We start from the raw sequence: 13243 nt of genomic DNA, 5'->3' as shown, positions 1-13243 counted from the left end.
AAGACGGTAAAAGTCTGAATAGTGAACGAGAGTGTCTTAATTCGGCCTCAGTTCTTACCGTCAGCTCTACCGTCAACCGTTTTTGCTGGTCGGCGATAGCCACCGATAGCTGCCGCGACGTATTTCCTTCTAAATCAACACGTTACGACGGGTTTTCGGATGGCTGGCGATAGTCCCTGAAGGACGTAAATTCACTCCCACTCAATCGTCGCCGGCGGCTTTCCTGACACGTCATAAACCACCCGATTCAACCCCCGAACCTCATTGATAATCCGGTTCGAAGCCCTCCCCAGCAACGCATACGGCAAATGCGCCCAATGCGCCGTCATGAAGTCGGTAGTCTGCACCGCGCGTAGCGCGACGACGTAGTCGTACGTCCGCCCGTCCCCCATCACGCCCACGGACTTCACGGGCAGGAACACGGCGAACGCCTGGCTGGTCAGGTCGTACCAGTTCTTCCCGACCTCCTCGGCCGCGCACAGGCCCGCTGCGGCATCCTGTTCGGTTGCCCGGGTGCCTCGCAGTTCTTCGATGAAGATCGCGTCCGCGCGGCGCAGCAGGTCGGCGTATTCCTTCTTCACCTCGCCCAGGATCCGCACGCCCAGGCCCGGCCCGGGGAACGGATGCCGGTAGACCATGCCGTGCGGCAGGCCGAGCGCGATGCCGAGCTTGCGCACTTCGTCCTTGAACAGCTCGCGCAGCGGCTCGAGCAGTTTCAGGTGCAGGGTATCGGGCAGGCCGCCGACGTTGTGGTGCGACTTGATGGTGACGGCCTTGCCGGTCTTGGCGCCGGCCGATTCGATCACGTCGGGGTAGATGGTGCCCTGCGCCAGCCACTTGGCGCCCTTGAGCTTGGCGGCTTCGCGCTGGAAGACTTCGACGAATTCCTTGCCGATGATCTTGCGCTTGGCCTCGGGGTCGGTTTCGCCGGCCAGCTTGCCCATGAAGTCGTCGGTGGCGTCGACGTGGATGATCTTCAGGCCCATGTTTTCGGCGAAGGTCTGCATGACCTGCTCGCCTTCGTTCAGGCGCAGCAGGCCGTGGTCGACGAAGACGCAGGTGAGCTGGTCGCCGATGGCCTTGTGGATCAGTGCGGCCGCCACGGAGGAATCGACGCCGCCGGACAGGCCCAGGATGACTTCGTCGCTGCCGACCTGTTTGCGGATGGCCTCGACGGCTTCGCTGACGTAGTCGGGCATGTTCCAGTCGGTGCCGCAGCCGCAGATGTCGTGCACGAAGCGCGACAGCAGGGCCTGGCCCTGGACGGTGTGGGTGACTTCGGGGTGGAACTGGACGGCGTAGTAGCCGCGGTCGACGTCGGCCATGCCGGCGATGGGACACGAGGCGGTGGAGGCCATGAGCTTGAAGCCGGGCGGCAGTTCGGTGACCTTGTCGCCGTGGCTCATCCAGACCTTGAGCATGCCGTGGCCTTCGGGGGTGGCGAAGTCCTGGATGCCGTTCAGGAACGGGGTGTGGCCGTGGGCGCGGACTTCGGCGTAGCCGAATTCGCGGTGGTCGCTGAAGCTGACCTTGCCGCCCAGTTGCATGGCCATGGTCTGCATGCCGTAGCAGATGCCGAGCACGGGCACACCGGATTCGAACACGGCCTGGGGGGCGCGCATGGAGGCTTCGTCGTAGGCCGAGGCGTGGCTGCCGGACAGGATGACGCCTTTGAGGCCCTTGGCGAGCTCGCCGCGGACGAAGTCGTCCGAGACGTCGTAGGGGTGGATTTCGCAGTAGACCTGCGCTTCGCGCACGCGGCGGGCGATGAGCTGGGTGACTTGCGAGCCGAAGTCGAGAATCAGGATGCGGTCGTGCACGCTTCAGTCCATCCGGTAGTTGGGAGCTTCTTTGGTGATCTGCACGTCGTGGACGTGCGATTCGCGGATGCCGGCGGCGGTGATCTGGACGAATTCGCTCTTGGTGCGCATTTCGTCGATGGTGGCGCAGCCGCAGTAGCCCATGGAGGCCCGCACGCCGCCCACCAGTTGGTAGATGATGGCGATGACGCTGCCCTTGTAGGGCACGCGGCCTTCGATGCCTTCGGGCACGAACTTGTCGGAGTTGTTGGCCGGGTCCTGGAAGTAGCGGTCGGCCGAGCCGTCGGCCATGGCGCCCAGGCTGCCCATGCCGCGGTAGGACTTGTACGAGCGGCCCTGGTACAGGACGATTTCGCCCGGAGCTTCGTCGGTACCGGCGAACATGCCGCCCATCATGACGGTGTAGGCGCCGGCCGACAGGGCCTTGGCGATGTCGCCGGAGTAGCGCACACCGCCGTCGGCGATCAGCGGGACGCCGGTGCCTTCCAGGGCCTCGGCCACGTTGGAGATGGCGGTGATCTGGGGCACGCCCACGCCGGCCACGATGCGGGTGGTGCAGATGGAGCCGGGGCCGATGCCGACCTTGACGCCGTCGGCGCCGGCCTCGACCAGTGCGCGGGCCGCGGCGCCGGTGGCGATGTTGCCGCCGATGACCTGCAGTTGCGGGTAGTGTTTCTTGATCCAGCGGACGCGGTCGAGCACGCCGGCGGTGTGGCCGTGGGCGGTGTCGACGATGAGGACGTCGACGCCGGCGGCGACGAGCTTCTCGACCCGTTCGTCGGTGCCCTCGCCCACCCCGACGGCGGCGCCGACGCGCAGCTTGCCGTGTTCGTCCTTGCTGGCGTTGGGGTTCTCGGTGGTCTTGATGATGTCCTTGACGGTGATCAGGCCGCGCAGCTCGAAGCTGTCGTTGACGACCAGCACGCGCTCCAGGCGGTGCTTGTGCATCAGGGCCTGGGCCTCGTCCAGCGAGGCGCCTTCGCGCACGGTGATGAGGCGCTCGCGCGGCGTCATGACGGTGCGGATGGGCTCGTCGTAGCGGTCTTCGAAGCGCAGGTCGCGGTTGGTGACGATGCCGACCACCTGGCGGCCCTCGACCACGGGCAGGCCGGAGATGCCGTGCTGGCGCTGCAGCTCGATGACTTCGCGCACCTTCATGTGGGGCGCGATGGTGATGGGATCGAGCACGACCCCGGCCTCGTAGCGCTTGACCTTGGCGACTTCGCGCGCCTGCTCGTCGGCGGTGAGGTTCTTGTGGATGATCCCGATCCCGCCTTCCTTGGCCATGGCGATGGCCAGGCGCGATTCCGTGACGGTGTCCATGGCGGCGGACACCAGGGGAATGTTCAGCGAGATTTCACGGGTCAGACGGGTTCGAAGACTGGTGTCGCGGGGCAACACCGCAGAGTATGCGGGCACCAACAACACGTCATCGAAAGTAAGCGCATTTTGTACGAGACGCATCGAGTAACCCCTGGCCGCAATAAACCTAGTATTGTAAATCAGAGCGGGGGGCTGCGCTGTTCAGCCTTGCTGTCAAGAGGGTTTATATGCGGGAAAACCCACGGTCCACACGCCGGGCCCGTCTAGCGGCCCGGTCCGCCCCGCCTGGCGCCTGCCGACGCCGCCTTGTGCGCGGCTCGCCGGCGGCGGGATTCCTTGGGGTCGAAGACCAGCGGGCGGTAGATCTCGACCCGGTCGTGGTCGTGCAGCACATGGTCCAGCGGCCGGCGGCGGCCATGGACGCCGGTGCCGGCCTGGGCGGGGTCCACCCCCGGGTAGGCCTGGCGAAAACCGCTGGCCAGGATGGCGTCGGCCAGGGTCGCGCCCCGGGGCAGGACGAGTTCCCGCATCCAGGTTTCCGACGCATCCGCATAACAGACGCTGACGGCCACGGTGCCGCCCCGCCCCGCCTGGCTATCCATAGCAGGCTTCGGCCCGCTGGGTGAAGGCGTCGATGAAGCTGGTGGCGATGCGGTTGAACACGGGGCCGACCAGGGTTTCCAGCGCACGGCTGGAGAACTGGTACTGCATGGTGAAGACCACCTTGCAGGCGTCGTCGGCCAGGGCGTGGAATTCCCAGACGCCTTCCAGCAGCGAGAACGGCCCGTCCACCAGGTCGAGCTGGATGCGGTCGGGATAGTGGTGGGTGTTGCGGGTGGTGAAGCGCTGGCGCAGGCCCGCGAACTGGATCACGACCGAGGCGCGCATGCCGTTCTCGTCGCGCTCGTGCACCTCGGTTCCGCCGCACCAGGGCATGAATTTGGGGTAGTCCTCGACCTTGGCCACCAGGTCGAACATCTGGGCGGCGCTATAGGGGACCAACACCGAACGTTGCACTTTATGCATGCGTAGATGATCCGATTGGGCAAATTGCTAGAATGACCCATTTTAACGGCGTGACGAATGAGCATCATTGAGAACCGCAAGGCATTCCACGACTACTTCATCGACGAGCGTTTCGAGGCCGGCCTGGTACTCGAAGGCTGGGAGGTGAAGGCGATTCGTGCCGGGCGTGTCCAGCTCAAGGAAAGCTACGTCATCGTCCGCGATGCCGAACTGTACCTGCTGGGCATGCACGTCAGCCCCCTGGAGACGGCCTCCACCCACGTCCATCCCGACCCGACCCGCACGCGCAAGCTGCTGCTCAAGGCCGAGGAGATCCACAAGCTGATCGGCAAGGTGGAACAGCGCGGCTTCGCGCTGGTGCCGCTGAACCTGCATTTCAAGAAGTCGCTGATCAAGCTGGAATTCGGGCTGGCGCGGGGCAAGAAGCAGTTCGACAAGCGCGACACCGAGCGCGAGCGCGACTGGCTGCGCGAGAAGGCGCAGATCATGAAGCACGACACGCGCAAGCACTCCTCCTGATCCCTCAGGCATATCAGCTTTGGCGCCGCGGTGATGAACAGCCGCGCGGCGGCTACCTATACTCGTGCCAGCCATCCATCGCACGAGACCGGACCCGGATCCGGCCAGGAGACGCCTCATGCCGCGCCGCATCGCCCCTTTCCCCACTGACCTCCCCTGCCGCCCCGCCCACGGCGCGAGCCGGCCATGAGCAGCCTGGCGGGCGTGAAGGTCCTGGACCTGAGCCGGGTGTTCTCGGGCCCCTGGGCCGCGCAGATGCTGGCCGATTTCGGGGCCGACGTGATCAAGGTGGAGCGGCCCGGACGCGGCGACGACGTGCGCCACCAGGGCCTGCGGGCGCGCGGCGAGGACGGCGGCGAGGTGGGCGAGACCTCGTCCTTCATGTCCATGAACCGCGGCAAGCGTTCGGTGGCCATCGACCTGTCCAGGCCGGCCGGCCAGGCGCTGGTGCGCGAGCTGGCCATGCGCTCGGACATCCTGATCGAGAACTTCAAGGCCGGCGACCTGGCGCGCTACGGGCTGGACTACGCGTCGCTGTCGGCGCTGAACCCCCGGCTGGTGTATTGCTCGATCAGCGGGTTCGGGCAGACCGGTCCGTACAGCCACCTGCCGGGCTACGACCCGCTGTTCCAGTCCATGAGCGGGCTGATGAGCATCACCGGCCACGCCGACGGCGAGCCGGGCGGCGGGCCGCTGCGCGTGGGCTATTCGGTGGGGGACATCACCGCCGGCTTCTATGCCGTCAGCGCCATCCTGGCCGCGCTGCGCCACCGCGACGTGGTGTCCGGCACGGGACAGCACATCGACCTGGCCCTGCTGGATGCCCAGGTGGCGTCGATCTCGCACGTGGCCATGATGTACCTGGTGTCGGGACGGCAGCCGGAGCGGCTGGGCAATGCCTCGCCCATCACCTGCCCCTGGCAGTCCTTCGACTGCGCCGATGGCCAGATCGTGGTCGCGGTAGGCAACGACACGCAGTTCGCCGCCATGTGCGAGGTGCTGGGGCTGCCCGGGCTGCCGGGCGATCCGCGCTATGCCACCAACCCCATGCGGGCGCGGCACCGGCTGGAGCTGGTGCTGCTGCTGGAACAGGCCATCGCCCGGCATCCCGTGGCGCAATTGCGCGCGGCCTTCGACGCCGCCGGCGTGCCCTGCGGACCCATCAACGACTTCGCGCAGGTGTTCGACGATCCGCAGATACGCCATCGGGAGATGCTGCTGCGCATGCCCGCGGACGCGGGGCGCGATATTCCCCAGGTGGCCAATCCGGTCCGCTTCTCGGACACGCCGGTCGAATACCGGCGCGCCCCGCCCGCCCTGGGCCAGCACACGGACGAGGTGCTGCGCGAGGTGCTGGGCCTGGAGGCGGCCGAGCTTGACGCTCTGCGGCGCGACCGCATCATCCAGGCCGCCCCATGACCGCCCCGCTGCACGGCATCCGCGTACTGGACCTGAGCCGGGTGTTCTCGGGCCCGTTCGCCACCCAGATGCTGGCGGACCTGGGGGCGGACGTGATCAAGGTCGAACGGCCGGGTATGGGCGACGAAGCGCGCTACCAGGGTTCGCCCCTGCGGGACGCCGACGGCAGGCCGCTGGACTGGACCTCATCTTTCCTGGCGATGAACCGCGGCAAGCGGTCCATCGCCATCGACGTCGCCAATCCCGAGGGGCAGGCACTGGTGCGCGGCCTGGCGCGGCAAAGCGACGTCTTCATCGAGAACTTCAAGGCCGGCGACCTGGCCCGCCACGGGCTGGACTACGCGTCGCTGCGCGCGGTCAATCCGCGCCTGGTCTATTGCTCGATCACGGGTTTCGGCCAGGATGGGCCGCGTGCCCGCCAGCCCGGCTATGACCTGGTGTTCCAGGCCATGAGCGGCATCATGAGCATGACGGGCGAACCCGACGGCCCGCCGCAGCGCGTGGGTTATTCGGTGTCGGACATCACCGCCGCCTACCATGCGGTGATCGGCATCCTGTCGGCGCTGCACGCGCGCCAGGCGGGTCTGTGCGAAGGGCAGCACATCGACATCGCGCTGCTGGACTGTCAGCTGGCCGCCGCCTCGCATGTCGCGATGGGCTATCTGCTGTCGGGTTCGCAGCCGGCGCGCATAGGCACGCGTTCGCACTTCATGGTGCCCTACCAGGCTTTCGACTGCGCGGACCAGCCGCTGGTGGTGATGTGCGGCAACGACGACCAGTTCCGCCGCCTGGCCGCCGCGCTCGGACTGCCGGGGCTGGCGGACGATGCGCGCTACGCCGCCAATCTCCAGCGCATGCGGCACCAGGACACGCTGGTGCCCCTGCTGGAAGATGCGCTGCGCGCCCGCCCGCGCGCCCATTGGCTGGAAGCGCTGGACCGGGCCGGCGTCCCGTGCGCGCCCATCCAGGACTTCCAGCAGGCCTTCGACGACCCGCAGGTGCGGCACCGGCAGGTGGTCACGCACCTGCCCTTCGCGCCCACCGGCACGCTGCCCATGGTGGCCAATCCCGTGCGCCTGTCGGAGACCCCGGTCGAGTACCGACGCCCGCCACCGGCCCTGGGCGAGCACACCGAGGAAATCTGCGCGCAGCTGCTGCAAGTGCCGGTGGAGCGGCTGCGGGCCTTGCGCGAGCAAGGCATTCTTTGACGGGGCATGCCCCAGGGAACTTCATGGACGATACTCTGCGGGAATTTCGCGACAGCGCCGCCGACTACCTGGGCGCGAACGACCAGCGGCAGCGCATGCGTGCGCTGGACGACAGCGCGGGCGGACACGATCGCGAGGAATGGCGCCGCATCGCCGAACTGGGCTGGCTGGCGGTGCTGGTGGCCGAGGACGACGGCGGACTGGGCCTGGGTCTGCCCGAGCTGTGCGCGATCGCCCAGGAAGCCGGCCGCCATCTGCTGCCCGAACCGCTGGCCGCGGCGGGCGTGCATACGATGGCGCTGCTGGCCGGCCTGCCCGCCACGCTGCCGCGCGCATCGCTGCTGGAGAAGGCCATGTCGGGCGCCCTGCTGCTGGGCGTGGCCTGGCAGGAACGCGCGGGCCAGCTCGATCCCGACGCCCGGCCCGGTTCATGCGCCACGCGCGGGGCCGGCGGCCTGCGGCTGGCCGGCCGCAAGCGCTTCGTCCAGCCCGGCGCCGACGTCGATGGCTGGCTGCTGGCCGCCACGCTGGACGACGAAGCCGCGCTGCTGTGGCTGCCCCGCGAACGTCTGGCCCGCGCTCCCATCACCCGGCGCCTGGTGGACGGCAGCGCGCAGGCGGACCTGGACCTGGACGGTACCGTGCTGGATGCGGAGCACGTGCTGGCCACCGGCCCGGCGGCCAGCGAGGCCCTGGCGCGCGCCAACGACGTGGCGCGCCTGGCCCAGGGCGCGGAGCTGGCGGGCATCGCCCGGCGGGCGCTGGAACTGACGCGCGACTACCTGGCGACGCGGGAGCAGTTCGGCCGCCCGATCGGCAGCTTCCAGGCCTTGCAGCACCGCATGGTCGACGGGCTGATACAGGTGGAACTGGCCGAGGCCTGCCTGCGCGAGGTGCTGGCGCAGGCGGCGCCGGATGCTCCCGCCACGCGCCTGGGGCGCCTGGCCAGCCGGGCCAAGGCCCGCTGCGCCCACGCGGCGCTGGAGATGACCCGCATGGCGATCCAGTTGCACGGCGCCATCGGCACGACCTACGAATACGACATCGGCCTGTATTTCCGCCGCGCGATGGCGCTGTCCGCGCACCTGGGAAATGCCGAGGCGCACCGCGTGCGCTACGCCACGCTGGCCGCTCCGGAAGCGGACGATCGCGAAGCCGGGCCGGCCCCCGCGCCCATCACCGCGTTTCCCGCCGACGCGGACTGGGGGGCGATGCCGGAAGCCGAATTCCGCCGCCTGGTCCGCGCGCTGTTCGACACGCACTACCCGCAGGACCGGCGGCACATGCCCTACCGCCAGACCTGGGCCGAGACGCGCGACTGGTACCTGACGCTGGCCCGCCTGGGCTGGCTGGCGCCGGCCTGGCCCCGCGAGCATGGCGGCATGGGCCTGCCGCCCGACAAGCTGATCGCCTACATCGAAGAAGCCGAGGCCTACGGCGTCGCGCGGCCGCCCGACCAGGGGCTGAACATGGTGGGGCCGATCCTGATGCGCTTCGGCACCGATGCGCAGCGCGCCCGCTTCCTGCCGGCCATCCTGAAAGGCGAGCACGTCTGGATCCAGGGCTATTCGGAACCCAACGCCGGCTCGGACCTGGCCGCCGTGCGCACGGAAGCCGTGCCCGACGGCGACCACTTCGTCGTCAACGGCCAGAAAACCTGGACCACCTGGGGTTCGGACGGCACGCACATGTTCATGCTCGTGCGCACCGACAAGACGGCCAAGAAGCAGGCCGGCATCAGCTTCCTGCTGGTGGACCTGAAGACACCCGGCATCACCGTTCGCCCCATCCGCAACATCGCCGACGAGCGGGAATTCTGCGAGGTGTTCTTCGACAACGTCCGCGTGCCGCGCGAGAACCTGGTGGGAGGCCTGAACGAGGGCTGGACGGTGGCCAAGGCGCTGCTGGGCTTCGAGCGCCTGTTCACCGGCAGCCCCAAGCATTCCCAGCACACACTGCGGCAGGTGGAAAAGCTGGCGCGCCAGCGCGGGCTGTTCGACGACCCGGCCTTCGTCGCGCGCCATACCGCCTTGCAACTCGACACGCTGGACCTGGGGGCGGCGTACGGCGGCTTTGCCGACCTGGCCAAGCGCGGGGCGGCCATTCCGCCCACCGTGTCGATCCTGAAGATCTGGTCCACCGAGACCTACGAGCGGCTGGCCCTGCTGCTGATCGAGGCCGCCGGCGAATACGGCGCGGTGCGCGACCACGCCGGCACCGACGAGATCGACCTGCACGTGGTGGCGCCGCTGTTCAACGCGCTGGGCGCGAAGATCTTCGCCGGCAGCAACGAGATCCAGCGCAACATCCTGGCCAAGGCCGTGCTGGAGCTGCCCTCGGGCTGAAGGCGGCGGCGTTCAGCCCTGGCCGGCCTGGGTGCCCTTGACCACGGTCAGCGCCGAGGCGATCAGGCCGCTGATGTCGCTGACGTTGGCGGGCACGATCAGGGTGTTGTTGGTCTTGGCCAGGTTGCCGAAGGCGTCGACGTAGCGCTCGGCCACCTTGAGGTTGACCGCTTCCATGCCGCCGGGGTGCTTGATGGCCTCGGCCACCTGGATGATGGCCTTGGCGGTAGCATCCGCCACGGTCACCACGGCGGTGGCCTCGCCCTGGGCCTGGTTGATCTGGGCCTGCTTCTCGCCCTCGGAACGCGCGATGGCGGCCTCGCGCTCGCCGGTGGCGATGTTGATCTGTTCCTGGCGGCGGCCTTCGGAGGCCGCGATCAGGGCCCGCTTCTCGCGCTCGGCGGTGATCTGGGCCTGCATGGCGCGCAGGATCTCGGCCGGCGGCGTCAGGTCCTTGATCTCGTAGCGCAGCACCTTCACGCCCCAGTTCAGCGCAGCCTCGTCCAGCGCGCTGACGATGCTGCTGTTGATCTGCTCGCGCTCCTCGAAGGTGCGGTCCAGTTCCAGCTTGCCGATGACCGAGCGCAGCGTGGTCTGGGCCAGCTGGGTGATGGCGACGATGTAGTTGGACGAACCGTACGAGGCGCGCATCGCGTCGGTGACCTGGAAATACAGGATGCCGTCCACCTGCAGCTGGGTGTTGTCGCGCGTGATGCAGACCTGGCTGGGCACGTCCAGCGGGATTTCCTTGAGCGAATGCTTGTAGGCCACGCGCTCGATGAAGGGGATGACGAAGCCGGCGCCGGGCGACAGCACGCGGTCGAACTTGCCCAGGCGCTCGACCACCCACGCATGCTGCTGCGGAACGATGGCAATGGCCTTGACGACGATGAGGATGGCCAGGAAAACGATGACCAGCAGGACGATGGTGGATGCGCTCATGGTGCTTCCTTATGAGTGATGCCAGCGATACGGGAAGGCCGTCCGCAACGGCCTTAGCGAGTGGGCGAAAGAACGAGGCTGTTGCCGCGCATCTCGGTAATCACGAACTGCCCGGCGACCGGCTCGGCCCCGGGAGCGAGCTCGGCCTGCCAGTGCGCCCCACGATACCAGACACGTGCGGTGCGGTCTTCGTTCCAGGCGTCGACCTTGACGGTCTGGCCGATGTCCATGTTGACGTTGGCGTTGGAAGACGGCGGCCCTCCCCGTTTCTTCAGCACGTTCAGGCGCTTGAGCAGCAGCGTGCAAAGCACCACCGCCGCCGCGCACAGCACCAGTTGCCAGGCGATGTCCACGCCCAGCCAGGCCGCGATGCCGGCCACGGCGAAGCCGACGGCGACCATCAGCAGATAGAAGGTGCCGGTCATGACTTCGCCGATCAGGGCCAGGGCCATCAGACCGAACCATACCCAGGCGGGATTCATAGTTGCCTCCTTCGAGCGAGAGCGGACGCGGCCCGCCGGCTCGGCCGCGCGGCACGAAACGTGCCGCAGTGACGTATCTGCCTCTATTATGCCTGCCTGGGGGAAATGCCGCCCGGCCCCGCCCCCCGGCCACCGGAGGAACCCCCATGCGCATACCGCCCGCCCCCACTCCCGCCTATCCGTCATCCGCCAGCCGGCGGCAGTTCCTGGGCTATGGCGGTGCCGGCATGCTGGCCGCGGTCCTGCCCGGCTGCGGAGGGGGCGACGGCCCGACGCCCGCCGCCTATGCGCAAACGATCGAGTGGGGCCGGCAGGAAATCGCGCGCGCCCTGGCCGGCGATCCCGGCAACGTGGCCGCGGTCTCGATTGCCCTGCTCAAGAACGGCACCGTAGTCTGGCAGCAGGCCTTCGGCCGCGCCTCGGTCCAGGACAACGTGGCGGCCACCGTCCTGACCCGCTTCAACATCGGTTCGGTCAGCAAGGTGCTGGCGGCGCTGGCCGCCATGATCCTGCGGGACCGCGGACTGCTGGACCTGGACGCACCCGTGGCGCGCTACCTGCCGGGCTTCGCCATGCTGTCGCCCGAGTATGCGCTGATCACGACCCGGCACCTGCTTTCGCATTCCTCGGGCCTGCCGGGCACCAGCATGCGCGATGCCTTTGCCTTCGAACCCATACCGGGCTACGCGGCCCATGCCGAAGCGGCTCTGGCCAACCAGCACCTGAAGCACCTGCCGGGCGAACTGGCGGTCTATTGCAACGACGGCTTCACGATGATCGAACGGGTGGTGGCGGCCCTGGCCCGGCAGGACTACGCCAGCTTTGTCCAGGCCAACATCCTGACGCCGCTGGGCATGGCCGACTCCGGCTTCCTGACGAAGAAGCCCACGGGCGGCTCGTTCGCGCTGCCTTATTCGGGCGGCAGGCAATATCCCCAGGAGTTCGTCAATCCGCTGGCCACGGGCGGCCTGGCCGCCACGCCAGGCGACATGATGAAGCTCGCCCGCATGCTGCTCGAACGCGGCACCTACCAGTCGCGGCGCATCGTGTCGGCCGACGGCATCGCGCAGATGGGCACCGACCAGACCACGGGCCTGGCCATCAATCCCTCGCCGGAATGGGTATGGGGGCTGGGCTGGAACAGCGTGCGGCATCCCGGGCTGGCCGCGGCAGGCGTCCGGGCCTGGCAGAAGAATGGCGGCACGACCTTTTTCTCGAGCGACTTCTACGTCCTGCCGGACCAGCGGCTGGCCCTGATGGTGACCGGCAACACGGGCAACGCGCAACGCCCCGATACGTATCGCGCCGGCGCGCTGGCCGAAGGCGTGCTGCTGCGCGCCCTGGTCGAGGACGGCACGATACGTGCCCTGCCGCCGCTGGTCGCCCATGCCGCGCCGCCCGCGGCGGCATCGCCCGGGCTGGCCGACGCCGTGGGCGTGTACGCCAACTACAACCAGCCCACCCGGGTCACCGCCAACCAGGACGGCAGCTTCTCGCTGTCGTCCTGGAACGGCACCGCCTGGCAGCCGATGAACGGCGGTGCCAGATACAGTTATCGCAGCGACGGCTGGTGGTGGGGCAACGACGCCCCCATCAGCTACCGCTTCGAGGTCGTGTCCGGCACCGACGCGAACGGCCAGCCCTACCGCTATCGCTACCTGATGCTGCGCGGCCCCCTGTTCGGCGCCGGCTACAGCGAAACGACGCTGCCCGTGGGCCAGCAACTGCTTCCGCTGGCGCCGCTGGGCGCCGCCTGGCAGGCGCGGCTGGGCAAGACCTGGACGGTCATCAACGAATCCCCCACGACCATGCCGTCCACCCTGGGCGGCACACCCTACGCCACACTGGGCAGCCTGCCCGAGCTGCCGGGCTACATCCTGGTGCGCAATAGCAGCTACGACGACGGCTCGCCCGAATACCAACTCCTGGCCCCGCTGGCCGCCGACCGCGCCGGCATGACCGTCAAGATCCCCGCCAACGCCGGCCGCGACCTGTACGAACTGCACTTCGCCACGGCTGGCGGCAAGGAAACGCTGACCATAGGCAGTTGGACCTACGAAGCAGCCACGGGCTGACCTCAAAAAATGCCCCCACGCTAGGCCCTTCGGGCCGTCGCTGCCCCCCGAGGGGGCGTTTTTGCCTTGGGGCGGCCCGGCGGA

General features: G+C 68.4%; 11 protein-coding genes. 5 read left to right on the top strand and 6 right to left on the bottom strand.

Going from position 1 to position 13243, the window contains the following annotated elements; all coding sequences use genetic code 11:
• Window positions 1-191 precede the first annotated feature (191 nt).
• From guaA to ABD104_RS00970, 4 genes are all read right to left on the bottom strand, one after another.
• The gene (gene guaA, locus ABD104_RS00985) at window positions 192-1820 is read right to left on the bottom strand and encodes a glutamine-hydrolyzing GMP synthase (RefSeq protein ID WP_338615255.1); all 1629 of its coding nucleotides are present in this window, start codon (window positions 1818-1820) and stop codon (window positions 192-194) included.
• Window positions 1821-1823: 3 nt separating this feature from the next.
• On the bottom strand, window positions 1824-3284 hold the full coding sequence (gene guaB, locus ABD104_RS00980; RefSeq protein WP_087837372.1) for an IMP dehydrogenase: 1461 nt from the start codon (window positions 3282-3284) through the stop codon (window positions 1824-1826).
• A 122-nt stretch (window positions 3285-3406) separates the two neighbouring features.
• Window positions 3407-3745 carry an RnfH family protein gene (locus ABD104_RS00975; RefSeq protein WP_087837373.1) on the bottom strand — a complete coding sequence of 113 codons (339 nt, stop codon included), beginning with the start codon at window positions 3743-3745 and terminating at the stop codon, window positions 3407-3409.
• Window positions 3738-4169 (bottom strand): type II toxin-antitoxin system RatA family toxin, encoded by a 432-nt coding sequence (locus tag ABD104_RS00970; RefSeq protein WP_087837374.1) that lies wholly within the window; start codon window positions 4167-4169, stop codon window positions 3738-3740. Before ABD104_RS00970 ends, ABD104_RS00975 begins: the two co-directional genes overlap by 8 nt.
• Window positions 4170-4226: 57 nt before the next feature.
• On the opposite strand from ABD104_RS00970, the gene smpB reads away from it, so the two are divergent.
• The 4 genes from smpB to ABD104_RS00950 all read left to right on the top strand — a co-directional run bounded on the left by smpB (window position 4227) and on the right by ABD104_RS00950 (window position 9660).
• Window positions 4227-4688 carry an SsrA-binding protein SmpB gene (gene smpB / locus ABD104_RS00965; RefSeq protein WP_132978789.1) on the top strand — a complete coding sequence of 154 codons (462 nt, stop codon included), beginning with the start codon at window positions 4227-4229 and terminating at the stop codon, window positions 4686-4688.
• A gap of 186 nt (window positions 4689-4874) precedes the next feature.
• On the top strand, window positions 4875-6107 hold the full coding sequence (locus tag ABD104_RS00960; protein ID WP_132978788.1) for a CaiB/BaiF CoA transferase family protein: 1233 nt from the start codon (window positions 4875-4877) through the stop codon (window positions 6105-6107).
• On the top strand, window positions 6104-7315 hold the full coding sequence (locus tag ABD104_RS00955) for a CaiB/BaiF CoA transferase family protein (RefSeq protein WP_132978787.1): 1212 nt from the start codon (window positions 6104-6106) through the stop codon (window positions 7313-7315). The genes ABD104_RS00960 and ABD104_RS00955 overlap by 4 nt, the downstream gene beginning before the upstream one ends.
• Window positions 7316-7338: 23 nt before the next feature.
• Window positions 7339-9660: an acyl-CoA dehydrogenase family protein gene (locus tag ABD104_RS00950; protein ID WP_338615256.1), complete on the top strand. Its 2322-nt coding sequence runs from the start codon at window positions 7339-7341 to the stop codon at window positions 9658-9660.
• 12 nt (window positions 9661-9672) lie between these two features.
• Here ABD104_RS00950 and ABD104_RS00945 read toward each other — a convergent pair whose 3' ends face one another.
• Window positions 9673-10602: an SPFH domain-containing protein gene (locus tag ABD104_RS00945; RefSeq protein ID WP_087837379.1), complete on the bottom strand. Its 930-nt coding sequence runs from the start codon at window positions 10600-10602 to the stop codon at window positions 9673-9675.
• Between the two features lie 53 nt (window positions 10603-10655).
• Complete coding sequence (locus tag ABD104_RS00940; protein ID WP_087837380.1) at window positions 10656-11084, bottom strand: NfeD family protein; 429 nt, start codon at window positions 11082-11084, stop codon at window positions 10656-10658.
• A gap of 146 nt (window positions 11085-11230) precedes the next feature.
• On the opposite strand from ABD104_RS00940, the gene ABD104_RS00935 reads away from it, so the two are divergent.
• Complete coding sequence (locus tag ABD104_RS00935) at window positions 11231-13159, top strand: serine hydrolase domain-containing protein (RefSeq protein ID WP_343927007.1); 1929 nt, start codon at window positions 11231-11233, stop codon at window positions 13157-13159.
• Window positions 13160-13243 lie beyond the last annotated feature (84 nt).

Origin of the sequence: Pigmentiphaga daeguensis (genome assembly GCF_039523035.1) — a bacterium.
In the GTDB taxonomy this organism is placed as follows: Bacteria; Pseudomonadota; Gammaproteobacteria; order Burkholderiales; family Burkholderiaceae_B; genus Pigmentiphaga; species Pigmentiphaga daeguensis.
The sequence above is the reverse complement of the archived record's forward strand: the minus strand, read 5'-3'. Positions and strand labels throughout refer to the sequence as shown.